This is a genomic window from Wandonia haliotis (assembly GCF_039523435.1).
In the GTDB taxonomy this organism is placed as follows: domain Bacteria; phylum Bacteroidota; class Bacteroidia; order Flavobacteriales_D; family Crocinitomicaceae; genus Wandonia; species Wandonia haliotis.
In genome coordinates, this window is the sequence record NZ_BAAAFH010000022.1 from 63,365 (window position 1) to 86,659 (window position 23,295).

Genomic DNA, 23,295 nt, shown 5'->3' on the forward strand with positions numbered 1-23,295 from the left:
AATAGAAAGCAGCGCAAAAATAGTAAAATTCGAATGAAGTCTTTAAGCTATCTGAACAAATATTTGTTAAAGTACAAGTGGCGTCTGCTTTTTGGTTTTTTATTTATTGCCGTTTCCAATATTTTCGGAGCTTATATGCCTCTGATTGTTGGTGATGCAGTAGACGAAATGATCCTGATACAACAAAAGGCAGACACCAGAGATCAGTTATGGGGAATAGCATGGAGCGTATTTGGTCTTTATATGCTTATGTCATTAGGAAAAGGATTATTTCTCTTTTTCACACGACAAACCGTCATTGTCACTTCCCGGTATATAGAATATGATCTAAAGAATGAAATTTATAATCAGTACCAAAAACTGACCTACAATTTCTACAAAAAGAATAATACAGGAGATTTGATGAATCGCATCTCGGAAGATGTCAGCAGAGTCCGCATGTATCTCGGTCCCGGAATTATGTATTCTGTCAATCTGGTAGCACTCTTTGTTATTGTCGTTTACCAGATGATTGCTATCAATCCGGAAATGACCTTATATGTACTACTTCCCTTACCAATTATGTCATTTCTTATTTACCGGGTAAGCTCCAGAATGAACAGAGAGAGTGAGGCTGTACAGCGGCAGCAATCCTGGATCTCAACACTGGTACAGGAAACATTCAGTGGTGTACGTGTGATAAAAGCGTATTCGCGAGAAAAGGAAACCACAGAACAATTCAACACATCTTCAGAAGCATACAAGAACAAAAGCATGAGACTGACACTTACGAACTCTCTCTTCATGCCTACCATCATGCTTTTAATCGGGATTAGTACTATCATAACCATTTACATTGGAATATTACTTACCTATGAGGGCAGCGTAACACCCGGAAACATAGCTAGTTTTATTTTTTATGTAAACATGTTAACATGGCCTTTCGCTTCTATCGGTTGGGTGACTTCACTGGTTCAACGCGCAGCCGCTTCGCAAGAGCGAATTAATGAATTCCTTAATGAGCAACCGGAAATTACTAACTCCAATACCACTGCACTTAATGTGGAAGGGAAAATCGAATTTAAAAATGTATCCTTTACCTACCCTTACTCGGGCATAACAGCTATCCGAAACGTTAGTTTCACTGTAAAACCGGGTAGCTCTTTGGCTATTCTCGGAAAAACAGGAAGTGGAAAGAGTACAATCGTCAATCTTCTCACCCGACAATTTGATCCGCAGTCCGGCGAAATTGAAATTGACGGACAAAATCTCAATTCTATAAATCTTGAGCAGTTCCGGGAGCAAATAGGCGTAGTCCCTCAGGAAGTCTTTTTATTCTCGGATACCATTGGAAACAATATCCGTTTCGGAATGGGAAAAGAAGATGTCCCCCAGGAGACTATTGAAAAAGCTGCAAAGGCGATGCATGTTCATCATAATATCATACGTTTCAAAGAAGGATATAACACCGTACTTGGCGAAAGGGGAATTAACCTGAGTGGTGGACAAAAGCAGCGGATCAGTATGGCAAGAGCAATTATACGCAACCCTAAAATACTAGTTCTGGATGATTGCCTCTCTGCTGTGGATACTGAAACAGAAGAGATCATTCAGCAGAACCTGAAGTCTATTATGCACGACAAAACATCTCTTATCATATCACACCGGATCTCGTCCATACGTGAATGTGACCACATCATTGTTCTTGAAAATGGCAGTGTTATAGAAGAAGGAACACATGAATCTCTGTTAAAAATAAACGGGTACTATACAGAAATGTATGAAAAACAACTTTTGGAAGAAAAATCCACGACGGATTAGGCTCTTTTCCAAATATTTCACCATATTTGCTCGACAGTTATTGTGAAACCAACTTAATTAACACTATGAGAGAAGGAATGGAAACGCGTAATGATGAAGTGTTCTCAAAAGCAATACGTGCTGGAAAACGAACGTATTTTTTCGATATTAAATCAACACGGGGAAACGATTTGTACCTGACAATAACTGAAAGCAAACGAAAAACCCCGGAAGGAAATCAATACGAAAAACATAAAATCTTTTTATACAAAGAAGACTTCGATAAGTTTAGTGAAGGACTAAAAGAAGTACTTGAGAAGATTACTGAATTGCGCGAATCTCAGGAGTACGCTTTGGAAACTTCTGACGATCTTGCCGACATCAATTTCGAAGACCTGTAATCAGGCATCCTGCCCAAAATCCAATTTTCCGGATAACACGAAAGTTTTCTAATTTTTCGTTGATAACTCATCGTCTTTTTTCTGTCAAGTTGAGTAAATTTCTTTTATCTTTAGCCTTCTAAAATTTAGCGCAACTTTATGGGTAAAATTATTGCTATAGCAAATCAAAAAGGAGGAGTTGGGAAGACAACTACAGCTGTAAATCTGGCAGGTTGCTTCGGGGTACTCGAATACAAAACACTTCTTGTAGATGCTGATCCTCAGGCGAACGCCACATCAGGGGTTGGATTTGACCCCAAGAACACTCGCAATATCTATGATTGCCTTATCAATGAGGTTTCCCCAAAAGATGTGATCTTAAAAACTGCAAATCCGAATCTGGATTTACTTCCATCACACATCGATCTGGTAGGTGCTGAACTGGAACTGATCAACATGCCCAATCGCGAAAGAATGCTGAAAATGGCACTCGACAAGGTTCGGGACGAATATGATTTTATTATCATTGACTGTTCCCCTTCGCTTGGATTAATAACCGTTAATGCATTAACCGCTTCTGACTCGGTCATGATTCCGGTTCAATGTGAATTTTACGCGTTGGAAGGTTTGGGTAAATTATTAAATACAATCAAAATTGTTCAGGGGAGATTAAATCCTGAACTTGAAATTGAAGGAATTGTACTCACAATGTATGATACCCGACTTCGACTAGCCAACCAGGTTGTTGACGAAGTAAAAACACATTTTCAGGATCTCGTATTTGACACCATCATCCATCGTAATACGCGTTTGGGTGAAGCTCCAAGCTTTGGAGAAACGATTGTTATGCATGATGCAACCTGTAAAGGTTCCATTAACTATCTTAACTTTGCGAGAGAAATTCTGCAGCGTAACAACATGACGCAGATCAGTGATCAGGAGAAACAAGTGAACTTTAAATAAAATACAAGCGTGAAGAAGCCGGCATTGGGAAAAGGACTAAGTGCGTTACTGGAAAACGCCTCAACGGATATCACATCAAAATCAAATGACAAGGCGGTTTTGGGGAATATTGCTATGATCCGTATCGATCAAATCGAAGCAAACCCTTTTAACCCCAGAACTCATTTCGAAGAAGAAGCTTTACAGGAATTAGCCGACTCTATTAAAGAACATGGTATTATTCAACCGCTTACTGTTCGGAAGGTTGATGTAGATAAATTTCAGCTAATTTCCGGTGAACGAAGATTCCGCGCTTCTCAGTTAGCAGGTCTTGAAGAAGTTCCTGCTTATATTCGCTTAGCCAATGATCAGGCGATGCTTGAAATGGCATTGGTTGAAAACATTCAACGGGAAGACCTTAATGCCATCGAAGTAGCCCTGTCCTATCAACGTCTTATTGACGAGTGCAGTCTTACTCAGGAACAACTCAGTCAAAAACTGGCAAAAAGCCGCTCGTCGATTACCAACTTTCTGCGTTTGCTCAAGCTCCCTGCTGCAGTTCAGTCAGCCATTCGCGATGGACTGATTTCTATGGGACATGCCCGCGCACTGGTTTCCGCAGGGAATGAAGCGCGTCAGACCGCTCTTTTAAAGGCAGTCATTGAAGAAGAATGGTCTGTAAGACAACTTGAACAAGCTATCAAAACAGGTTCAGAGCCGGAAACAGAAGAGAAACCGGTTCGTAATAAAGATAAAAAGACAGACATTTCACTTGAGCAGGATCAATTCAGACACGTCCTGGCAGAACGAATTTCGGCAAAAGTTGACATCAAAAAATCGTCCAATGGAAGCGGTAAACTGATTATCAATTTTGATTCTGACACGGATTTCAACCGTATTATTGAGTTACTGAATGATTAATGAAACAAATCGCGCTCATTCTGTCAGTCATTAGTTTTTCCTTTATATCCTTTTCAGGGAAAGCACAGGAAATTGATACTCTGAAGCGTGAAAAAAAGCACTCCGTTACACTGGCGGCAGTTCTTTCTGCCGCGCTTCCGGGAGCCGGACAAGTCTATAATCATATTGCGATGCCAAAAGGCAAAAAAAAGGCATACTGGAAGGTTCCTCTCATTTATGCAGCACTGGGTACGACTACCTATTTTCTGATATCGAACCAATCCAAAGTAAATGCGTTACGAAAAGAATACCTTGGACGAGAAGAAAGCGGACTACTATTCATTGATCCTGCATATCAACAATATGACAATAACGCAATACTAACATTGCACAATCAACATCAAACTAATCGTGATTTGATGATTCTTGCAACAGCAGGAGTCTATATTATTAACATACTGGACGCAGCGGTGGAAGCTCACTTTGTCAACTTTGATATTAGTGAGGATCTTACGCTTAAAATTCGTCCTACAGTTATGCAGGGATATTCTCCGGGACTTTCTCTTCGATTTAACTTTCGTTAACTAAATTTGAAAAATTCGAATTCATAAACTAAGTTTACATCACATGCGCATCGGACTAATCGGCTACGGAAAAATGGGAAAGGCAATAGAAGAAATTGCACTGGAAAGAGGGCATTCGGTTGTAGTAAAAGCAACCAGTAAAACGAAAGACTGGGACAAAAATCTATCCGAAGTGGATGTAGCTATCGAGTTTACAAGCCCATCTAGCGCAGTAGACAACATCTCCCGATTACTTCAACATAATATTCCCGTTGTAACAGGAACAACCGGTTGGTATGATCAATATTCTGAGATAGAGACCCGTGTTCATGAAACAGAAGGTTCTTTTCTCGCCGCTACGAATTTTAGCATTGGAGTAAACCTGTTTTTTGCTATCAACCAGTTTGTTGCCCAACTTATGAATGCACATACTGATTACGATGTATCACTGGAAGAAGTTCACCATACACAAAAAGCAGATGCTCCCAGTGGAACAGCGATAACGTTAGGCGAACAAATAATTGCTCATACAGATCGTAAGCATGACTGGAAGTGTATCGAAAACACGACCATCGACTTTGAAAAAAAACCGGAAAATCTCCTAATTGAGGCAGTTCGTAAAGAAGGAGTTCCCGGAACTCACACAGTACGCTATACTTCCGATATTGATACTATAGAATTAACTCATACAGCTCATAACCGGAAAGGTTTTGCATTAGGTGCTGTGCTGGCAGCTGAATTTATTAAAAACAAAAAAGGAATCTTCACTATGCGTGATGTTCTGAATCTTAAATAAACTTATAAAGCTATGAATGTTTTATACTTCTACCTCCTGTTCATTCTTTTCCCTGTCACTGCTATGTGGTGGAAAATCTTCCCTAAAGCAGGTCGCAAATCATGGGAAGCGTTTATCCCTCTTTACAACTATTGTATTGCCTCGAAAATAGGTGGTCAACCCTGGTGGTGGGGGCTTTTAATGATTATTCCCGGTATTCATATCCCAATGTGGGCGATCTTTAATGTCAGCCTGCAAAGACGATTTGGTTTCTTCAGTCTTGGAGAAACTGCTTCCGGCATATTTCTTCCATGGATCAATGCATTCAAAATTGCTTCTGATGACACCATCACCTATTTACCGGAAATGGATTGGAACAACTCCGAACTTGTAAAAAAACGGGAGATGGGAGATCATCTGGTACTATTCCTTTCTCTTCCTATTATCGGTCATATAGTAGCTTACGTACTGGGAGGTATCTCAAAAAGAAAAAAAGGGACAAAAACATTCATCAAAGAATGGGGAGACGCAATTTTGTTTGCGTTAATTGCAGCCACAGGAATACGTACCTATGTTTTTGAACCGTTCCAGATTCCTACAGGATCTATGGAAAAAACGCTCTTGATCGGCGACTTTCTTTTTGTAAATAAGCTCCCGTACGGTCCCAAAGTACCGGTTACTCCTCTATCCTTTCCGTTAGTTCACAATACACTTCCGGTAGTTAACACCCGTTCATACTCAACCTTAGAAACCTCTAACTACACACGACTTCCGGGTTGGTCTGACGTCGAAAGAAACGATGTGGTTGTATTCAACTTCCCATCCGGAGATACCGCCATTTTTGACCCAAGAGTACCGGACGGCTTAATGGGACATGACTATCACGGTTTATTATACAATCAGGCATGGGAGCTATATCTACAGGATGTACTTAAAGGAAGTGTAAATTATAACACATTGGTTGATAACCGTCATCGGTTCTCATTTGATGATTATCTGAAACAACTCCCTTACTACAAATCAATTGTACGTGAAGGTTTTGAGCGTCAATATGGTTTGATTTACCGTCCCGTCGACAAACGTGAAAATTACATCAAACGCTGTGTGGCTATTCCCGGAGATAAACTGGAAATTAAAAATGCAGTTTTGTATATTAATGATAAGAAAGCATTTGTACCGGAAAATGTAGTCTTTAAATACAACGTGAGCAACTTCCCGGCCAACTCAAACGCTTCTATGGAACGAAAATACGGGATGCATCAGCAATCTCCCAACGATTTTGAAAGAGGAGCAGATGGAAGTATAACAAAAATGTCGCTCACGCAAGCGATGTTGGAACAGCTAAAGAAACGTCATCCTGAGACGGTATTTGAGCAAATCGTTTATCCTAAAGGAACTTTCAATGAAGTTGTTCCTATGCAAAACGGAGAAATTATTCCGGCACCACTAAGTTGCTTCCCTCATGATCCTCGCTTTGACTTTACGACATCTAATTTCGGACCGATCATGATTCCGAAAAAGGGAGAAACGATTAGCATAAACGCGTCCAATATCGCCCTCTACAATCGTATCATCACTGCATACGAAGGTCACACTTTGGGAGAAAAAGCAGATGGAATTTACATCGATGGAAAGAAATCTGATTCGTATACCTTTGCGATGGACTATTACTGGATGATGGGAGATAACCGGGATAATTCTGCAGACTCCAGAATCTGGGGCTTTGTACCGGAAGACCACATTGTAGGACGCGCAGCACTCGTATGGTTCTCTAAAGACGGTCATAAAGGATTTTTTGACGGAATACGTTGGGATCGCGTTTTCAAAAACATTCAATAAGACAGGAAACATGCAAGAACAAAGCAGGGATTTATTTCCCTTACTTTATTTCGGACCATTCGGATATTATTATAAACTGGGGAAGGCAACTTCCCCTTGTTTTTGTACTTCCGAACGCTTTTCTAAGCAAACATTACGTAACCGATGTGATCTCTACGGAGCCAATGGAAAATTAACTCTATCCATTCCTGTAAACCGTCCTTTCGGGAACAAAACAAGAGTTGATGAGGTACTACTCTCTTCTGCCACACCCTGGCAAGCGATTCACTGGAAAACGATTAAAAGTGCATACGGGCGCACACCTTATTTTGAACATTACGGACCAAAAATAGAACAACTCGTATTACAAGAGAAAACACACCTTTCAGATTATCTGCTTACTATTAATAAGCAAATCATAGAATGGCTGGAACTTCCGCTACCGCAACTAACAGATACTATTCCTGGCATAGTGCAACAAAAAGAATTAGATCATTTCATCGCTACCGGAGTTTACGAAAATTCATACGGTGAATATTGGCAGGTTTTCAGTGAAAAACTTGGATTCCTACCCAGCCTATCGATTCTCGATATTTTATTCCACGAAGGTCCTCAACTCTTATCCAGAATTCATCGATAGAAAAACACATTTAGACGAAATTAAGAACCAATTTTATATCTAATTCAAAATAAAGCGTTATCATTGTTACGATTTAGGTGGTTAGGTTAGGTTGATTAGTGGATGGGGAGGAAACGCTCGTTTTCTTCCCATTTGCATTTTAAGAGGAATCCTATTTCTTAATTTCTTACAATAGAGTCCCCTGAATTTGTTTTAGCAGATTTGAATTCCAAAGGCAGTCTTTCCCGATACAAAAATTTCTTTTGCGCTGACTCAAAGGGACGGTAGATATAATAGGCTGAATTATTATATACCTCCAATTTATCCACGTATTTATAATGTAACACAATTCCCTCTCCCGTCTTTCCCGTTGCCAGATCTATAGCACGCAATGTAGTAGTCCCCGCCTTTTCATAAACGGCATACACCTGCCCCGTGTACCGATCCTGCAACAACTGGTTCTTCCATCCTGTTTTACGGGGTTGAATATGATGTGAGATAGAAATCGAATCAATCGGTTCTCCGTCACAATCATAGACTTTCATCAACTCTCTGTAATAGTCAAATACATAAATAGTGTCTTCCTTCAGGAACAAAGGCGCATAAATTTCTTTGTAAAGAATACTATTGGAAAAAACAGTAGCTCCGACAATAATTTCTTTATCAACCCCCAGTTCCTGCTCCATTTCTCTCGCCCATAACTTTGTCCGGACATCCACATACTTATATTCTGCAAGATACATTTCCATCATTACTTCATCCGTTACGGAAGTAAGTTTCGTGTACACACTATCCAACTTGTCAAAACTGAAAAAATCTACTGCAGGGTACATTTCCTGGTAATTTGAAAAATAGATCCTGTTATCCATTGTATCAATTACAGGTTGAACATATTTATCATAATAGGCTTTCTCCATTTTATACAGCTGAATTGTTTCTCCATCCGGAAACAGATGATAAACACTCCCTGATGTTACGAGATGTACATTCCCTCTAAAATCATGAACCAGTTGTTTGGCGTCATCCCCTGCATTCCTGGCATCAAGTACTTTTTGTTCATCATCCACCAGTAATACTTCTGCTCCTTTCCTGAGTTTTCGTTCATAGGTCAGCAATACCATCTTTCCATCACTCAGTAACTCAAAATCCTCAACACTCAATCTATCAGAACCAAAAACAGGAACCGGCTTAAAAGGATTCGTTACAATAATATCTGTCGACTCATAACTCTTTAGACTCAGAAACAACTGATGAGTAATCGTATCTCCTTTTGATCCAGTATTTACTAACACGGTATCCAATGGCTCATATGCAACGTGTTTAACAACCACTGAAGCCTTTCTATCTTCTCCCCTAAAGATAACCTCCCCCTTACTGTTTGATACAAACAATTGCTTTTCCAATCCATTTTTTTGCTCAACCGTTAGCTCTGCATTTCGGATCGGTTGTTTTTTCTCCTCAGCATCTCTCAAAACAACTTTGTAGAACACTTCCTGCCCATACCCCGAAACAAGCGTTAGAAAAACAAAAACCGATAATACGATGGCTCTGATCATAGATTTGATTTTATATCAGGATGCACAAAAGTCTAAAACTCCACAAAATATTTCCCGATAACACAACGTTTTATTTTTAAACCTGCAAATTTCATTCCGTAGAAAATGAAAAATATAGCATCTATTTTGTCTCAAAAATTACGTAACTTTCGGCTATGAATTACAGATACGCCTTATCACTCGTTATCACGTGTTTATTACTTCTTTCCTGCAAAAAAGGAGACAACACACCTGTTGACCTTGCTTTTGAGTATTTTCCTTTACAGGAAGGACATTACACGGTGTATGATGTATTGGAAGTAAGACATGATGCGCAGGCAACGATCCAACATGACACAAACAGATACCAATTAAAAGTTGTCATCGGGGATACACTCTTAGATTTACAAAATGAAATTGCGAGAGAATATTTCCGCTACACCCGACCAGACGCAACAACATCCTGGGCATTAAGCGATGTATGGACTGCTAAAATATCAGGCAACCGGGCAGAACTTGTTGAAGAGAATCAACGCGTAATAAAACTTGTTTTTGCTCCAACAGAAGATAAAAACTGGGATGCGAACGCATTTAACACATACGATGAATTGGATTGTTACTATACTAATCTTCATAGTCCTGCCTCATTATCAGGCTATCAATTCTCTTCTACAATCAAAGTGGAACAGGAAGACTTCTTTTCATTAATCGACCACAGAAGAAAACATGAAACGTATGCCAAAGGAGTCGGTTTAATCCAAAAATTCTACAAGCATCATGAAATCATGAACTTTGATACACTGGACGTTCGAAAAGGTAATGAAATACACATGAAACTAATCGAATACGGAGAAGAATAACTTTCTGACTTCGATCCTCTTGGGCCTCTGCCAATTACACTACAGACAAGCGCTGCAGGCTATTGATATCCCTCTGAAAATAACATCCGGATAAAACGTTAATAAACAAGATTTACGAAACTATTGATATTAATCATCTGAAATTCTATATTTGCAGGCCATAATAACAAACAAAAATGCGTAATAAAGGATTTTTCTGGTTTCTAACAATTGTAATCGCAATTGTATGTGTTTACCAAATTTCGTACACATTTGTCACGAACCGAGTTGAAAATGAAGCAGATGCATACGCTCAGGAACAATTAGACTCCCTGAGAAATGCGCTAAGTACAAACGGTGAATCAACTGTTACACTACCCAACGGAAGAACTGTTTCAATAGATGGTCAGGAGTCGGAAGACATCATCCTGAACTTTTATACCAACGCGTACCTGATTGACAAAGGTGACAAGAAAGTGACCTGGACCGGGGCCACTTATAATGAAAGTAAAAACAGAAGTATTAACCTTGGACTTGATCTTAAAGGTGGAATGAGTGTAACTCTTGAAGTTTCCATTCCGGATCTTGTAAAGAGTGAAGCTGTTAACCCACGAGGAAGTAAGTTTGCAAAACCTTACGAAGAAGCTCTTAAAACATACCAAACGCATGGGGGTGATTTTGTAGATCTTTTCGTATCGTCGTATAAAAAACTGAACGGCGACCGTAAGCTTGTACGTGATTTCTACTCTTCATCAAGTGATGAATTGAACAAAGAATCAACTGATGATCAGGTAATCACTTTCCTTAAGGATCGTGTGAAAGGTTCTCTTTCCGGTGTGGAAAACATTATGAACCGTCGTATTAATCAGTTTGGTGTTGCTCAACCTAATATCCAAAAAGATGAGCAGTCGAATCGAATTTATATCGAATTACCAGGTGTAAAAGATAAAAACACGGTACGCCAAAAGCTTCAGTCTACAGCAAATCTTGAATTTTTTGAAACATACGATAACAAATCTTTCGCTGATTTTATCAACCGCGCAGACGAAGTTTTGTATGCAAAATATGGAAAAGAAGAAAGTAAAGAGACTGAGACAGATTTATCGCTGAATCTTGATGGAGAAACTACTCCTGCTTCAGATTCTACAACTTTAACACTTATTGATGACCCATCGGATTCAACAAAAGTAGACGAATCTACAGACCTATCTTTAAACCTTGGAGGAGATTCTTCGGAAACGACAGAACCTCTTAAAGCAGATTCATTATCGCCTGTTAAAACCATTTTAGGGAAATATATTCTTGCTCCCGCTTCAACCAATCCAACCGGACACTTTGATGTTCTTTTCTATGCTTTATCAAAAGATACCGCAACTATCGGAAGTTTTCTTCGTGAAAGAGAAGTACGTGAACTATATCCTTTCCTTGATGTTCGTTTTATGTGGGCTTCAAATCCTACTAAGTTCGGCGAAAATGGTGAATTGAATGGTTATGCGCTTCATGCAATACGTGTTCCTGAATCAGGAAAAGCTCCTGTAGGAGGTAGTGATATTGACAACGCAAGACAGGGATATGACCAGTTGAGCCGTATTGCTATCCACGTAACAATGACAGACAAGGGAACTTCTAAGTGGGCTGAATTAACTTCTCGTAACTTAGGTAAAAGTGTGGCAATTGTAATGGATGGAATGGTACTAAGTTCACCAACTGTTCAGGCAATTATGAATGATGGAAATGCTCAGATCACAGGTAACTATACAGTCGCTGAAGCAAAAGAATTTGCAGCACTTCTGAATGCAGGATCGCTTCCTGCTCCTTGTAGCATTATTGACGAGTCAATTGTAGGACCTACATTAGGTAGTGAGAATATCAGTTCAGGTATGATGTCTTTTGTTATAGCATTGGTTATCGTATTGCTTTACATGATCTTCTATTACGGTCAGGCCGGAGTAATTGCAAATATCTCATTGCTTGCTAATATTTTATTCATTTTGGGATCTTTAGCGTCTTTCAGCGCTGTACTTACACTTGCCGGTATTGCCGGTATCGTACTGACGATAGGTATGGCCGTCGATGCCAATGTACTTATTTATGAACGTATCCGGGAAGAAATTGCCGCTGGAAAAGGTCAGAAGCTTGCCATTAAAGATGGTTTTGCCAAAGCTCTTTCATCAATTCTTGATGCCAACCTTACGACACTTCTTACTGCAATCATCCTTAAAATATTTGGTTCAGGACCTATTGAAAGTTTCGCTACAACATTGATCATCGGTATCTTCTCATCTGTATTTGCTGCCGTTGTAATTTCTCGTTTAATTTTTGAAAACTTTAACGAGAGTAAGAGAAATATATCTTTCTCTACACCAATAACAAAAAATGCCTTTAAAAATCTGAATTTCTCGTTTGTTAGCAAACGTAAAATGTACTATGCAATTTCAGGAATACTTGTAGTTGTAGCAATTGGTGCACTTGCCACAAGAGGTTTGAAATTTGGTGTTGAATTTACCGGAGGGCGTTCTTTTGAAGTGAAATTTGAAAACGCTGCAAATCCAGAAGCTATTACTTCCAGTCTGAAATCAGTAATGATAGCTGAAGATGGTAAAGTAGCTGATGTTGTTGTAAAAACAAAAGAAAGTAAAAACCAGGTTGAAATTCAGACAAACTACCTTCAGGGAGTTGTAAATGCCGACACTATTGTTGATGCAAAATTGAAAGCAGGTTTACAGAAAGCAGAAGGAGATATGGGTAACTTTGAAATAATCCAAAGTAGAAGTGTTTCCGCTGTTATTTCAGATGAGTTAAAGCAGTCTTCTTACCTGTCCATTACTCTATCACTGCTTGTGATCTTCCTATATATCCTTTTCCGATTCGGAAAATGGCAATATGGTTTGGGAGCACTTATAGCAATGACACACGATGTTATTATCGTACTGGGTGCGTTTGCTCTTCTTCATGGTCTGATGCCATTTAATATGGACATTGATCAGGCATTCATTGCTGCGATCCTTACCGTTGTTGGTTACTCGATTAACGATACCGTGGTTGTATTCGACAGAATACGGGAAGTTCTGGGACTTCACAAACGCAAAGGAATGGAGGAAAATATCAATGATGCATTGAACTCTACGTTAAGTCGTACAATTAATACTTCGATGTCTACATTCGTTGTGTTACTTACGATCTTTATTTTGGGAGGAGATGCCATCAGAGGATTTATCTTTGCGCTTATGATCGGGGTTATAGTTGGTACTTACTCTTCAGTTTGTATTGCGACACCGGTTATTGTTGACTTAATGAAAAACAAAAAAGGTGAAGAGAAATAATTTCTCACATCTGTTGTAAAATAACTTAAAGCCTTTTCCTAATTGGAAAAGGCTTTTTTGTAACTTTGATGTCGCAAAAGGAATACGAATGACATTACTGTTTTTAAATAGTATCGGAGGAATGGAGATTATTGTTATTCTCCTTTTCATTCTTATGTTTTTCGGAGCTAAAAGCATTCCGGGAATAGCACGTACGTTAGGTAAAGGAATGCGTGAAATTCAACATGCTTCTAACGAAATCCGGAACGAGATCAGACAAACCACAGATCAGATAAAAAAAGACGCTTCTATCGGAAGGGAACTCGACGAGACGATTCGTACTTTTGAACACCGTCAACAGGAAACGATCAATAAGATCAATACGGAAATTAACAATGCTGTAAAACCGATTGAGCAGGGAGTAAACTCTACTGTACGTGATATTGAAGATTCAGCAAAAACTGACCAAACAAATAATCCTTCTTCCTTAAAAGAAAAGGAAGATCTCTCTGATAAAAACAAGGAAAATCAATGAGTTATTTAGTACTGATTCTGGGACTCGCCACATTAATAATTGGAGGTGAATTTCTGGTTCGTGGAGCTGTTGGAATTGCTCAAAAACTGAAGCTATCTTCACTTGTAATTGGAATGACTGTCGTTTCTTTCGGAACTTCAGCTCCCGAATTAATTGTGAGTATAAAAGCCGCTCTGTATGGTAACTCAGAGATAGCATTGGGTAATGTTATCGGTTCCAATATTGCTAACATCGCATTGGTTCTCGGTATAACAGTTTTAATCTTTCCCTTACCAGTAGACCGGAATTCGAAAATCATTGACTGGCCCATGATGCTCTTTGCATCAGTCTTGTTCTACGTATTTGCCATGACCGGTACAGGAAGTACTGAAACCGGCGGATTGATTGAGCGCTACGAAGGAATTATTCTTTTCGTTCTTTTGCTCGCTTTCATTACTTTTCTGATTCGTAATTCCAGAAAGCACACTGCGCGCTTAATGGAAGAAGACGAAGCTGTAGTCATTCCCACTTCGCGTCAATTTATTCAGGCAATCTTGTTTCTGGCAATAGGTCTTGTAGGACTTTACTTTGGTGCCGAATGGTTATTAAAAGGTGCTGTTGAAATAGCACTGGACTGGGGAATGGAAGAACGCATCATCGGAATCACAATCATTGCTTTCGGAACTTCCGTGCCTGAACTGGTTACCTCGGCTGTAGCTGCTTACCGGAAAGAGACCGATATTTCGATCGGAAACCTGATAGGATCCAATATATTCAATATTATGGCTGTTATAGGCATTACAGCAATTGTTAAACCCATTGATGTAACTGAAAACACTTTGAATATTGACATGATCTGGATGTTGGCAATTGCTTTGGCTTTATTACCTATGTTAGTTATTGGGAAAAAGATCACACGTTTTAAAGGGTTATTATTACTGGGGTCGTATATTGCTTATATTGCCGTTTTGTTACTCAGTCAATCACCTCAGTAACACCCAGATATTTTTTCAGGTATTTCGTTCCGATATAGAAAGGAATCGTATCAAGTAAAGCTACGATAAACTTAAACAAATAGCCACTCAAAATCAGCATCACCAACTGTGGGATAATCGCGCTTTCTGTATCTATCGGCAATGCCGGAGTAAACCAGTATGTAATCAAAATAACAGCCACCGAGTCAACCAGCTGACTTGTTAGTGTCGAGACATTATTTCGCAACCACATTTTCTTTCCCTGTGTTCTTTTTTTCAACCAGTGAAAAACGTGAACATCGATAAACTGAGCTGTAAGGTAAGCTATCATAGAAGCGGCTGTAGCACCAAAAGCCAGATGTCGGATATAGTAAAAGGAATATTCCGCAGGAATTTGATGCTCCTCTGTTAATCCCATCAATCCGGATTCCTGTAAACCTTGTGGAGGATTTAACTCTCCCCCTATCCAGAGAATAGCCAATACCCATAAGTTTAGTACAAATCCAATCCAAACAACAAAATTTGCGCGTTTCCTACCGTACAATTCAGAAATGAAGTCGGTACAAAGAAAGGTAATGGGGTAAGGCAAAACTCCTACAGCAATGACAAACTGTAATTCACTCCCTGTCAATCCTAACCAATCCGATAAATTAATAAACCGAGAGGTGCCCAGGATGTTCAACATCACAAGAGAACCTAAAAAGATTCCGGACAATAAGAGAAATACACGCTCCTGTCGTTTTGCATACTTAACTTCATCATCCCGGTATGTAGGTAAATTAAACATAGTGTAAATGTAAGGAAAGTTCCTGACAGCTGTTCTTCTGATTCTTTCATTCAAAACTGTAAAGTAAGCTATCCGAAGCCACAACGAATGATTACATTTGTTACAAATACAAACGACATGAAAGTAACTGTCTATCCTGTAAGAGGAATAAATGCCGAATGTAGTATCCCATCCTCCAAGAGTCATGCCCAACGTGTACTTGCTCTTGCTCTGTTCAACCCGAATAAAACGGAAATCACTGGTATAGGACAGTCCGATGACGAACAAGTATTACTCAAAATAGCTGATAAATTAGCTTACCGGGTGGATCAATATGGAGAAGTTACGAGCATAGAGGGAATCCGTGACATTTCGTCACTAACGCGCCCTCTGGAAATCTCAACGGGAGAGTCGGGATTGGCTACCCGAATGCTTACACCAATGCTGGCAAACTTTCACGCAGACATTATTATTACAGGAAAAGGAAGCTTGCTTACACGTCCAATGAATTTTTTTGATACGGTTCTTCCTCACCTTGGGGTACAGGTAACTTCAAACAACAAAAAACTTCCCCTTCATATCAAAGGACCACTTCAACCCAAAAGTTATCAGTTAGATGGTAGCCAAAGTTCTCAGTATATCACAGGACTCCTGTATGCGTACGCTACCTCACCTTTATTGCGTGAATGTACTTTACAATTAGAAAATGTTACCAGTCGTCCTTATATAGATTTAAGTATTGCTACGCTCCGACAGTTTGGTATTACTATTCCTTTTCAGGATGATACGCTATTTTTTACATCTCCTGCTCAACTCTCCCCTACTACCGTTAAAATAGAGGGAGATTGGAGTAGTGCTTCTTTTTTTATCGTTGCAGCTGCCCTAAAGGGAAAAGTAACGCTATCGAATCTTTCTAAAGAGTCTAAACAAGCTGATAAAGCTATTTTATCGGTAATCCGGGATTTCGGAGCCACGGTTACAATCAACGAAAATTTAATCTCCATTGAAAAAGGGAACAACAAAGGATTTGAATTTGATGCAACTCATTGCCCTGACTTATTTCCTCCATTAGCTGTTTTAGCAGCTTCTGCCGACTCTGTTTGTAAAATAAAAGGACTGGGAAGACTGGCTTCAAAAGAAAGTGACAGAGCTACTGCTTTACAGATTGAAATGGGAAAACTGGGAATTCGCATCGATACAGATCATGAAAATGACACTATGCTTATTTATCCAGGGATCGCTTCAGGAGGGACTGTCTCTGCTCATAACGACCATCGTATTGCAATGGCTTTGTCTGTTCTGGCTCTTTCCGCTTCATCTCCTGTTACCATTTCAGAGGCAGAATCCGTCAATAAATCCTTTGCTGAGTTCTATGATTTACTGTCAGAAACCGGAGTGCGAATAGAAAAAGCGCCCTGAAACAAGACGCTTTTTCCTATATCATTTTTACTAAAAGTTTCTAAAAACCATTTACGCCATTAACGGTCGTATATTTCAACACATTCTTCTTATCCGGGTGAATGCGTGCAAAGGCGGACTGTACAGCTAATGTCCCTTCATGGAAACCACAAAGAATCAGTTTTAACTTCCCTTCGTAGTGATTTACATCTCCTATTGCGTAAATCCCCGGACGATTCGTTGAATAATCACTTGTATCCACTCTAATCGCATTTTTCTCAATTTCCAGCCCCCAGTCTGCAATAGGTCCTAAAGCTGGCTTTAATCCAAACAAGGGAATAAAATGATCTGTCTCCTTTTTGATTTCTCCTTCTTTATCATGTTTTATGACAACATGATCCAATTTTCCATTTCCTTCAAGTCCGACTACTTCTGCTTCCGTAACTAATTTAATTTTACCTGCATCTGCCAGGTCCATTACTTTTTGAACCGAATCCAGGTGTCCGCGGAATGAGGAACGACGATGAACCAAAGTAACTTCCGAAGCAATTTTTTTGTCTGTAAGGAAAATTGACCAGTCCAATGCTGAGTCACCACCTCCTGCAATTACACATTTTTTTCCTCTGTAGAATTCAGGATCCTTAATGATATACTCGACTCCTCTGTCTTCGAAATCAGTAATATTTGAAATCGGTGGTTTTCTTGGTTCAAACACACCCAATCCACCTGCAATCATAACGATTGGAGCTTTGTGTTCTGTTCCTTTATCCGTTGTAACAATAAAAAACTGCTTTCCATCCTCTGAAATCTCATCAATTGTAACAGCAGCCTCGCCCAGCGTAAATCCGGGCTTAAATGGAGCTGCCTGCTCCATCAGGTTATCAATAAGATCTCCCGCAAGAACAGAAGGAAATCCGGGAATATCATAGATTGGTTTTTTCGGGTAAATTTCCGAGCACTGTCCTCCCGGTTGTGGTAAGGAATCAATAAGGTGACATCTTAATTTTAACAATCCGGCTTCAAATACGGTAAAAAGACCTACCGGACCGGCTCCTATAATGATAATATCTGTATGAATCATTTCGATTATTTTTGAGACAAAATTAGTCGTTAATCGCTTAAAGAACGACTAATTCACTTTTAAAATTCGAAACGCTGACAAAAATCAGTCCCAGAAACTCGTCTATGAAATCGTCTTACAACCTATTCTACAATCTTTCCGTACAGATCGTAATGATCCGCTGAAGAAATTTCTACATTGGCAAAATCACCCAACCGAACAAATGTGTCCGCAGTCTTTTTCACCAGTACTTCATTGTCAACCTCCGGAGAATCAAATTCCGTTCTTCCGATAAAGTAATCTCCTTCAACTCTGTCAAACAGAACTTTGAATGTTTTTCCAATCTTATCCTGATTTAACTCGTAGGAAATACCCGATTGCAACTCCATAATAAGATCTGCTCGCTCCTTTTTCACCTCTTCGGGAACATCATCCTCAAAATTATAAGCATGTGTATTTTCTTCATGTGAGTAAGTAAAAATTCCCAAACGGTCAAAACGTGTTCTTTCTACCCAATCATACATTTCCTGAAAATCTGCCTCTGTTTCCCCCGGATAACCTGAGATCAATGTTGTACGTAGTGCTATTCCGGGAACTTTATCCCGAATAGCCGCAACCAGATCTTCAGTCTTTTCACGTGTAATTCCTCTACGCATCGCTTTCAACATTCTTGTTGATCCGTGCTGTAAAGGCATATCCAAATATTTACAGACATTCGGATGCTCATTCATAACATCCAGAATATCCATAGGGAAACCAGCAGGGAAAGCATAGTGTAATCGTATCCAGTCTATACCATTTACATCGGCCAGTTTTCCCAACAGCTCCGCCAGATTTCGTTTCTTATACAGATCTAACCCGTAATACGTTAAATCCTGAGCTATCAACATCAACTCTTTCACACCCTGAGCCGCCAGTCCTTCCGCACGCGTCACCAACTCCTCAATCGGTGTAGACTGATGTTTCCCTCTCATAAGCGGAATAGCACAGAATGAACAAGGACGATCACATCCTTCTGCAATTTTAAAATATGCATAATGTGAAGGGGTCGTAAGTAATCGTTCACCTACCAACTCGTGCTTATAATCTGCTTTTAATGTCTTTAAAAGACGCGGGAGATCTCTTGTTCCGAAATAAGCATCAACTTCAGGTATCTCTACCTCTAGTTCATCTTTATAGCGCTGAGAAAGACACCCTGTGACGTATACTTTATCTACAGCACCTTCTTTTTTAGCATCTACATAACGTAATATGGTATCAATCGATTCCTGCTTGGCGTTATCAATAAAACCACAGGTATTGATAATTACTATTTCAGAATCATCTTTCTTCGCTTCGTGCTCAACATCAAACTTATTTGCTTTCAATTGAGCCATCATTACTTCAGAATCAAACAAATTTTTCGAACACCCAAGTGTTACGACGTTTACTTTATTCTTTTTTAATGTCTTTGTTTTCATCTATCTCCTGTCAACGTTTCTCCAAATACATTCTACCCGTTACTAAAGGAAACCCTAAACGGGTAGCTGTATACTCATAATACTTCTTACGAATTTTTGTAATGGTTACAACAATCCGGATTTTATCCTCTCCTTCCGTATGCTCCAACACAAATTTACATGAATCGATCCATTTCAGATCGTATAGAACTGCTTCCTCTCCTTCGATAATTTCCTTTTGCGTAGTTTCTGTTCGCTCTACGGAAATTGATGGAAGCCCTTTTTTAGAACCTGTATTTGCATAAAATATACCTGTCCTGATTTTCTCGCAGTCGGTTTTCTGAGAAAAAGTACTTGTCACGACAAGTAAAGAGACTATCACTAGAATTAACTGCTTCATCAATTAAATAATGAATCAACAAACTCCTGACGATTAAATACCTGTAGATCTTCAATTCCCTCTCCAACTCCGATATATTTCACCGGAATTTTCATTTGATCGGAAATTCCTATTACAACCCCACCTTTTGCTGTACCATCCAGTTTGGTAATTGCCAGGGCATTGATATCCGTGGCCAGCGCAAACTGTTTTGCCTGTTCGTAAGCATTCTGACCTGTCGAACCGTCCAGAACCAATAAAATTTCATGGGGTGCTCCCGGTACTACTTTCGCCATCACACGTTTAATCTTACTCAACTCGTTCATAAGATTAACTTTATTATGTAATCGTCCTGCAGTGTCTATAATCGCCACATCCGCGTTCTGTGCTTTTGCCGACTGTAGTGTATCAAATGCAACAGAAGCAGGGTCGGCTCCCATTCCTTGTTGTACAATAGGTACGCCTACGCGCTCTGACCAAATAATCAATTGATCTACAGCCGCTGCACGGAATGTATCTGCTGCTCCTAGAACAACTTTGATGTCTTTCTTTTTAAACTGATTGGCAAGTTTTCCGATCGTTGTCGTTTTTCCGACACCATTCACTCCCACCACCATTATTACGTAGGGATCTTCTCCTTTATCCGGAACCGTAAAGTCGTTTACTGAATCCGAATTATTCTCCTCCAGTAAGTCCGCGATCTCGTCTCTCAGAATCAAATTTAATTCATCTGTAGAAACAAACTTATCCCGCGCTACGCGCTCTTCAATGCGTCCAATTATCTTCAGAGTAGTTTCTACTCCAACATCAGAAGTAATCAAAATTTCTTCAAGGTTATCCAAAACCTCGTCATCAACTTTTGACTTTCCAACAATAGAACGCGAAAGTTTGGAAAAGAAACTTTGTTTCGTTTTTTCCAATCCTTTGTTTAGCGTCTCTTTTTTATCTTTCGAGAATAATCCAAAAAATCCCATACCGTTATAGTAAAAAAGCTTCCCTTCAAGAAAGGAAGCTCAAGTTACATATTTTATCGAGTTTGTCGGGAGAATTAGTTCTTATCAAACCACTCCTTAACCTTATCGTTGTGTACGATTTCTTCTTTGAAAGAGTAAGACCCTTTCTCCGTTTTCACCATCTTGATAACCTTGGTGTGTTCCTTTCCTCCACCTGATTGCAACGATGCTACTACCTTCTTAGCCATAACGCTTTATTATTTAATTTCTTTATGTACTGTATAACGCTTTAGAACAGGATTAAATTTCTTAATCTCCATTCTGTCCGGCGTATTTTTTCTGTTCTTAGTCGTAATATAACGTGAAGTTCCCGGCATACCACTTTCTTTGTGTTCTGTACACTCAAGAATCACCTGAACTCTGTTGCCTTTACCTTTCTTTGCCATCTTTTAAGCTTTTATTGAATCTCCCGACTCGATAGTTTATTACTTCATTAACCCTTTTTCTCTTGCTTCCTTCAAACAAGCAGAAATTCCTTTCTTGTTGATTGTTCTCAAAGCGGAAGTAGAAATTTTCAAGGTAACGTACTTATCCTCCTCTGGGATATAAAATTTCTTAACTACCAAGTTCGGATAGAACTTACGCTTCGTTTTACGGTTAGAGTGAGAAACATTGTTCCCGACCATTACCTTTTTTCCTGTTAATTGACAAACTCGTGACATTGTATAACGATTTACCTTTATTCAAAATTGGGGTGCAAAGTAAATACTTTTTTCTCTCTTATCCAAACAAGGAGTTAGATATTTTTATTTTTTCTTTCAAATCCCTGTTTACCCAAGTTTTACTGCACCTGTTTTTCCGGGTGCAAAAATAGAAAAGAGTTCTCAAATACAATACTCCGCGTTCAATAAATCAACAAATTTTCTTGAAACATTGTTCATGTAACGTTTGGTTCTGTAGCCTCCAACCCACATCACCCCTCTTACAGCATTGGTCAAAAACACCTCATCCGCAACTAAAAGATTCTGCGGCATGATACTACACTCGTATACCTTCATCTGATTCTCCAGAGCAAGATTTATAATCTGCATTCGCATTGTTCCTGCTAGACAACCATCCTCCAGTCCCGGTGTATATAATACCCCATTACTTACAACAAATAAGTTCGAAGAGGTAGCCTCAATAATTATCCCCTTTTCATTCGTCAGCAACACATCATCCAGTTGTCTTTCTTCTGCCTCCAGAGAAGCCATGATATACAACAACCCGTTCTTTGTCTTGTAATTCGATAATTTACATACCTGCTTTCGCATATTGATATACAAATCAACTTCCAGACCTTTTGCATTCAATTCAAAACAATTAGAAGGGCGGTCTTCCACTTCAATCAGATAACAAGCCTCATTGGAAACGGGGCGATAGGCTCCACCGGAAGTCCTGTCAATAGAAATCCGAACTCTTCCACCAGCTTTTATACCGGATTTATCAATTAACTCCTGCGTTTTTTCTCTAAAAAATTCGGCAGAAAAATAATTCGGAAGACGTAACTTCAGCAATTCAGCACCTGCTTTTAACCTTGCAAAATGATTCTCAATATTGATCGGCTTTCCATTAATTACTTTAACCGACTCAAAGAGTCCGTCTCCGTATAAAAATGCCCTGCTCGAACTTTCAACAGCGTGTGCCTTACCTTCAATTATCTCACCATTATTATTGACCAGACAAGTCATAGCAGTTTCGTTTTAGTTCACAATGTAATTGATGAAGGCTTGAAATTGGTTGAATTTAGTGGCTATTACAAAAACGATCCCAAAAATTGCTCCTCCTATGTGTGCGTCATGAGCAATTCCTGAATTACCACGTTTGTCCATGTAATATTCGAAAGCAATATACAAAATTCCAAATAAATAACCGGGTATCTTTGGTAGAAAAATAAGTCCGATTTCAATATTTGGCGCAAGAATGATAGAAGCAAAAACTAACGAAGAAACCGCCCCTGAAGCTCCTAAGGATAAGTAGTTAGGATTGTCTTTGTGTCTCCCGAACGGAATAAGCGTAGCAAAAAGGCCTCCTCCGAAGTATAACAACAGATAGTTTAGATGTCCGTTAACCGCACCGTCAAGATTCATAAAAACAGACTCTACCAACTCTCCGAAAATGTAGAGCACGTACATGTTAAAAATAAGGTGCATCCAGTCGGCATGAATGAACAAATGAGAAAAAAAGCGATATCCCTGGTTCTTTCTGTGCTTGATATTAAACGGAATAAACATCAGTTTATACTTCTGTTCAGGGTTAGAAAATGCGTAAACAGATAGTACAGAAGTAATACTTACAAGTATGAGTGTTATTGACATTAT

24 protein-coding genes are annotated in these 23,295 nt (G+C 39.3%); 13 read left to right on the forward strand and 11 right to left on the reverse strand.

Annotation, left to right across the window (positions count from 1 at the left end):
• The first annotated feature begins 33 nt into the window (after positions 1–33).
• The 8 genes from ABDZ97_RS13040 to ABDZ97_RS13075 all read left to right on the forward strand — a co-directional run bounded on the left by ABDZ97_RS13040 (position 34) and on the right by ABDZ97_RS13075 (position 7,797).
• Positions 34–1,800 (forward strand): ABC transporter ATP-binding protein, encoded by a 1,767-nt coding sequence (locus tag ABDZ97_RS13040; protein ID WP_343788376.1) that lies wholly within the window; start codon positions 34–36, stop codon positions 1,798–1,800.
• Between the two features lie 65 nt (positions 1,801–1,865).
• Entirely contained in the window at positions 1,866–2,180 is a 315-nt protein-coding gene (locus ABDZ97_RS13045; protein ID WP_343788378.1) for a DUF3276 family protein, read from the forward strand.
• Positions 2,181–2,318: 138 nt separating this feature from the next.
• On the forward strand, positions 2,319–3,122 hold the full coding sequence (locus ABDZ97_RS13050) for a ParA family protein (protein ID WP_343788380.1): 804 nt from the start codon (positions 2,319–2,321) through the stop codon (positions 3,120–3,122).
• Positions 3,123–3,131: 9 nt separating this feature from the next.
• Entirely contained in the window at positions 3,132–4,022 is an 891-nt protein-coding gene (locus tag ABDZ97_RS13055) for a ParB/RepB/Spo0J family partition protein (protein WP_343788382.1), read from the forward strand.
• Positions 4,022–4,585, forward strand: a complete 564-nt coding sequence (locus ABDZ97_RS13060) for a DUF5683 domain-containing protein (RefSeq protein ID WP_343788384.1) — start codon at positions 4,022–4,024, stop codon at positions 4,583–4,585. Before ABDZ97_RS13055 ends, ABDZ97_RS13060 begins: the two co-directional genes overlap by 1 nt.
• A 43-nt stretch (positions 4,586–4,628) precedes the next feature.
• Positions 4,629–5,360: a 4-hydroxy-tetrahydrodipicolinate reductase gene (gene dapB / locus ABDZ97_RS13065; RefSeq protein ID WP_343788386.1), complete on the forward strand. Its 732-nt coding sequence runs from the start codon at positions 4,629–4,631 to the stop codon at positions 5,358–5,360.
• A gap of 12 nt (positions 5,361–5,372) precedes the next feature.
• Positions 5,373–7,178, forward strand: coding sequence for a signal peptidase I (gene lepB, locus ABDZ97_RS13070; protein ID WP_343788388.1), 1,806 nt, complete (start codon positions 5,373–5,375; stop codon positions 7,176–7,178).
• A 10-nt stretch (positions 7,179–7,188) separates the two neighbouring features.
• Entirely contained in the window at positions 7,189–7,797 is a 609-nt protein-coding gene (locus ABDZ97_RS13075; protein WP_343788390.1) for a WbqC family protein, read from the forward strand.
• 158 nt (positions 7,798–7,955) lie between these two features.
• Here ABDZ97_RS13075 and ABDZ97_RS13080 read toward each other — a convergent pair whose 3' ends face one another.
• Entirely contained in the window at positions 7,956–9,332 is a 1,377-nt protein-coding gene (locus tag ABDZ97_RS13080; protein ID WP_343788392.1) for a hypothetical protein, read from the reverse strand.
• A 155-nt stretch (positions 9,333–9,487) separates the two neighbouring features.
• Between ABDZ97_RS13080 and ABDZ97_RS13085 the strand changes: the two genes are divergently transcribed.
• The 4 genes from ABDZ97_RS13085 (at position 9,488) to ABDZ97_RS13100 (ending at position 14,961) form a co-directional block, all read left to right on the forward strand.
• Positions 9,488–10,171, forward strand: a complete 684-nt coding sequence (locus tag ABDZ97_RS13085; protein ID WP_343788394.1) for a hypothetical protein — start codon at positions 9,488–9,490, stop codon at positions 10,169–10,171.
• Between the two features lie 176 nt (positions 10,172–10,347).
• Positions 10,348–13,473, forward strand: a complete 3,126-nt coding sequence (gene secDF, locus ABDZ97_RS13090) for a protein translocase subunit SecDF (RefSeq protein ID WP_343788396.1) — start codon at positions 10,348–10,350, stop codon at positions 13,471–13,473.
• Positions 13,474–13,561: 88 nt separating this feature from the next.
• A complete protein-coding gene (locus ABDZ97_RS13095) occupies positions 13,562–13,987 on the forward strand; it encodes a Sec-independent protein translocase subunit TatA/TatB (RefSeq protein ID WP_343788398.1) in 426 nt (141 codons plus the stop codon).
• Positions 13,984–14,961 (forward strand): calcium/sodium antiporter, encoded by a 978-nt coding sequence (locus ABDZ97_RS13100; protein WP_343788400.1) that lies wholly within the window; start codon positions 13,984–13,986, stop codon positions 14,959–14,961. The genes ABDZ97_RS13095 and ABDZ97_RS13100 overlap by 4 nt, the downstream gene beginning before the upstream one ends.
• Here ABDZ97_RS13100 and ABDZ97_RS13105 read toward each other — a convergent pair.
• Complete coding sequence (locus tag ABDZ97_RS13105) at positions 14,942–15,727, reverse strand: queuosine precursor transporter (protein WP_343788402.1); 786 nt, start codon at positions 15,725–15,727, stop codon at positions 14,942–14,944. The genes ABDZ97_RS13100 and ABDZ97_RS13105 overlap by 20 nt on opposite strands.
• Positions 15,728–15,814: 87 nt before the next feature.
• On the opposite strand from ABDZ97_RS13105, the gene aroA reads away from it, so the two are divergent.
• Complete coding sequence (aroA, locus tag ABDZ97_RS13110; protein WP_343788404.1) at positions 15,815–17,125, forward strand: 3-phosphoshikimate 1-carboxyvinyltransferase; 1,311 nt, start codon at positions 15,815–15,817, stop codon at positions 17,123–17,125.
• 40 nt (positions 17,126–17,165) lie between these two features.
• Here aroA and ABDZ97_RS13115 read toward each other — a convergent pair whose 3' ends face one another.
• The 9 genes from ABDZ97_RS13115 to ABDZ97_RS13155 form a co-directional block, all read right to left on the reverse strand.
• Positions 17,166–18,185, reverse strand: a complete 1,020-nt coding sequence (locus tag ABDZ97_RS13115; RefSeq protein WP_343788406.1) for an NAD(P)/FAD-dependent oxidoreductase — start codon at positions 18,183–18,185, stop codon at positions 17,166–17,168.
• 122 nt (positions 18,186–18,307) lie between these two features.
• Positions 18,308–19,624 (reverse strand): 30S ribosomal protein S12 methylthiotransferase RimO, encoded by a 1,317-nt coding sequence (gene rimO / locus ABDZ97_RS13120; RefSeq protein ID WP_343788408.1) that lies wholly within the window; start codon positions 19,622–19,624, stop codon positions 18,308–18,310.
• A 10-nt stretch (positions 19,625–19,634) separates the two neighbouring features.
• On the reverse strand, positions 19,635–20,003 hold the full coding sequence (locus tag ABDZ97_RS13125; protein ID WP_343788411.1) for a hypothetical protein: 369 nt from the start codon (positions 20,001–20,003) through the stop codon (positions 19,635–19,637).
• The gene (gene ftsY / locus ABDZ97_RS13130; protein ID WP_343788414.1) at positions 20,003–20,956 is read right to left on the reverse strand and encodes a signal recognition particle-docking protein FtsY; all 954 of its coding nucleotides are present in this window, start codon (positions 20,954–20,956) and stop codon (positions 20,003–20,005) included. Before ftsY ends, ABDZ97_RS13125 begins: the two co-directional genes overlap by 1 nt.
• A gap of 74 nt (positions 20,957–21,030) precedes the next feature.
• Positions 21,031–21,183: a DUF4295 domain-containing protein gene (locus ABDZ97_RS13135; protein ID WP_343788417.1), complete on the reverse strand. Its 153-nt coding sequence runs from the start codon at positions 21,181–21,183 to the stop codon at positions 21,031–21,033.
• A 9-nt stretch (positions 21,184–21,192) separates the two neighbouring features.
• Positions 21,193–21,381, reverse strand: coding sequence for a 50S ribosomal protein L33 (gene rpmG, locus ABDZ97_RS13140; RefSeq protein ID WP_343788420.1), 189 nt, complete (start codon positions 21,379–21,381; stop codon positions 21,193–21,195).
• Positions 21,382–21,420: 39 nt separating this feature from the next.
• Positions 21,421–21,657, reverse strand: a complete 237-nt coding sequence (gene rpmB / locus ABDZ97_RS13145; RefSeq protein WP_343788423.1) for a 50S ribosomal protein L28 — start codon at positions 21,655–21,657, stop codon at positions 21,421–21,423.
• A 162-nt stretch (positions 21,658–21,819) separates the two neighbouring features.
• Positions 21,820–22,665, reverse strand: a complete 846-nt coding sequence (locus ABDZ97_RS13150; RefSeq protein WP_343788426.1) for an aminotransferase class IV — start codon at positions 22,663–22,665, stop codon at positions 21,820–21,822.
• 12 nt (positions 22,666–22,677) lie between these two features.
• The gene (locus ABDZ97_RS13155) at positions 22,678–23,292 is read right to left on the reverse strand and encodes a rhomboid family intramembrane serine protease (RefSeq protein WP_343788429.1); all 615 of its coding nucleotides are present in this window, start codon (positions 23,290–23,292) and stop codon (positions 22,678–22,680) included.
• Positions 23,293–23,295 lie beyond the last annotated feature (3 nt).

Coding starts and splice junctions, on each gene's coding strand:
- ABDZ97_RS13040 (WP_343788376.1), top strand. CDS start 34: ATGAAGTCTTTAAGCTATCTGAACAAATATTTGTTAAAGTACAAGTGG.
- ABDZ97_RS13045 (WP_343788378.1), top strand. CDS start 1,866: ATGAGAGAAGGAATGGAAACGCGTAATGATGAAGTGTTCTCAAAAGCA.
- ABDZ97_RS13050 (WP_343788380.1), top strand. CDS start 2,319: ATGGGTAAAATTATTGCTATAGCAAATCAAAAAGGAGGAGTTGGGAAG.
- ABDZ97_RS13060 (WP_343788384.1), top strand. CDS start 4,022: ATGAAACAAATCGCGCTCATTCTGTCAGTCATTAGTTTTTCCTTTATA.
- dapB (WP_343788386.1), top strand. CDS start 4,629: ATGCGCATCGGACTAATCGGCTACGGAAAAATGGGAAAGGCAATAGAA.
- lepB (WP_343788388.1), top strand. CDS start 5,373: ATGAATGTTTTATACTTCTACCTCCTGTTCATTCTTTTCCCTGTCACT.
- ABDZ97_RS13075 (WP_343788390.1), top strand. CDS start 7,189: ATGCAAGAACAAAGCAGGGATTTATTTCCCTTACTTTATTTCGGACCA.
- ABDZ97_RS13080 (WP_343788392.1), bottom strand. CDS start 9,332: ATGATCAGAGCCATCGTATTATCGGTTTTTGTTTTTCTAACGCTTGTT.
- ABDZ97_RS13085 (WP_343788394.1), top strand. CDS start 9,488: ATGAATTACAGATACGCCTTATCACTCGTTATCACGTGTTTATTACTT.
- secDF (WP_343788396.1), top strand. CDS start 10,348: ATGCGTAATAAAGGATTTTTCTGGTTTCTAACAATTGTAATCGCAATT.
- ABDZ97_RS13095 (WP_343788398.1), top strand. CDS start 13,562: ATGACATTACTGTTTTTAAATAGTATCGGAGGAATGGAGATTATTGTT.
- ABDZ97_RS13100 (WP_343788400.1), top strand. CDS start 13,984: ATGAGTTATTTAGTACTGATTCTGGGACTCGCCACATTAATAATTGGA.
- ABDZ97_RS13105 (WP_343788402.1), bottom strand. CDS start 15,727: ATGTTTAATTTACCTACATACCGGGATGATGAAGTTAAGTATGCAAAA.
- aroA (WP_343788404.1), top strand. CDS start 15,815: ATGATTACATTTGTTACAAATACAAACGACATGAAAGTAACTGTCTAT.
- ABDZ97_RS13115 (WP_343788406.1), bottom strand. CDS start 18,185: ATGATTCATACAGATATTATCATTATAGGAGCCGGTCCGGTAGGTCTT.
- rimO (WP_343788408.1), bottom strand. CDS start 19,624: ATGAAAACAAAGACATTAAAAAAGAATAAAGTAAACGTCGTAACACTT.
- ABDZ97_RS13125 (WP_343788411.1), bottom strand. CDS start 20,003: ATGAAGCAGTTAATTCTAGTGATAGTCTCTTTACTTGTCGTGACAAGT.
- ftsY (WP_343788414.1), bottom strand. CDS start 20,956: ATGGGATTTTTTGGATTATTCTCGAAAGATAAAAAAGAGACGCTAAAC.
- ABDZ97_RS13135 (WP_343788417.1), bottom strand. CDS start 21,183: ATGGCTAAGAAGGTAGTAGCATCGTTGCAATCAGGTGGAGGAAAGGAA.
- rpmG (WP_343788420.1), bottom strand. CDS start 21,381: ATGGCAAAGAAAGGTAAAGGCAACAGAGTTCAGGTGATTCTTGAGTGT.
- rpmB (WP_343788423.1), bottom strand. CDS start 21,657: ATGTCACGAGTTTGTCAATTAACAGGAAAAAAGGTAATGGTCGGGAAC.
- ABDZ97_RS13150 (WP_343788426.1), bottom strand. CDS start 22,665: ATGACTTGTCTGGTCAATAATAATGGTGAGATAATTGAAGGTAAGGCA.
- ABDZ97_RS13155 (WP_343788429.1), bottom strand. CDS start 23,292: ATGTCAATAACACTCATACTTGTAAGTATTACTTCTGTACTATCTGTT.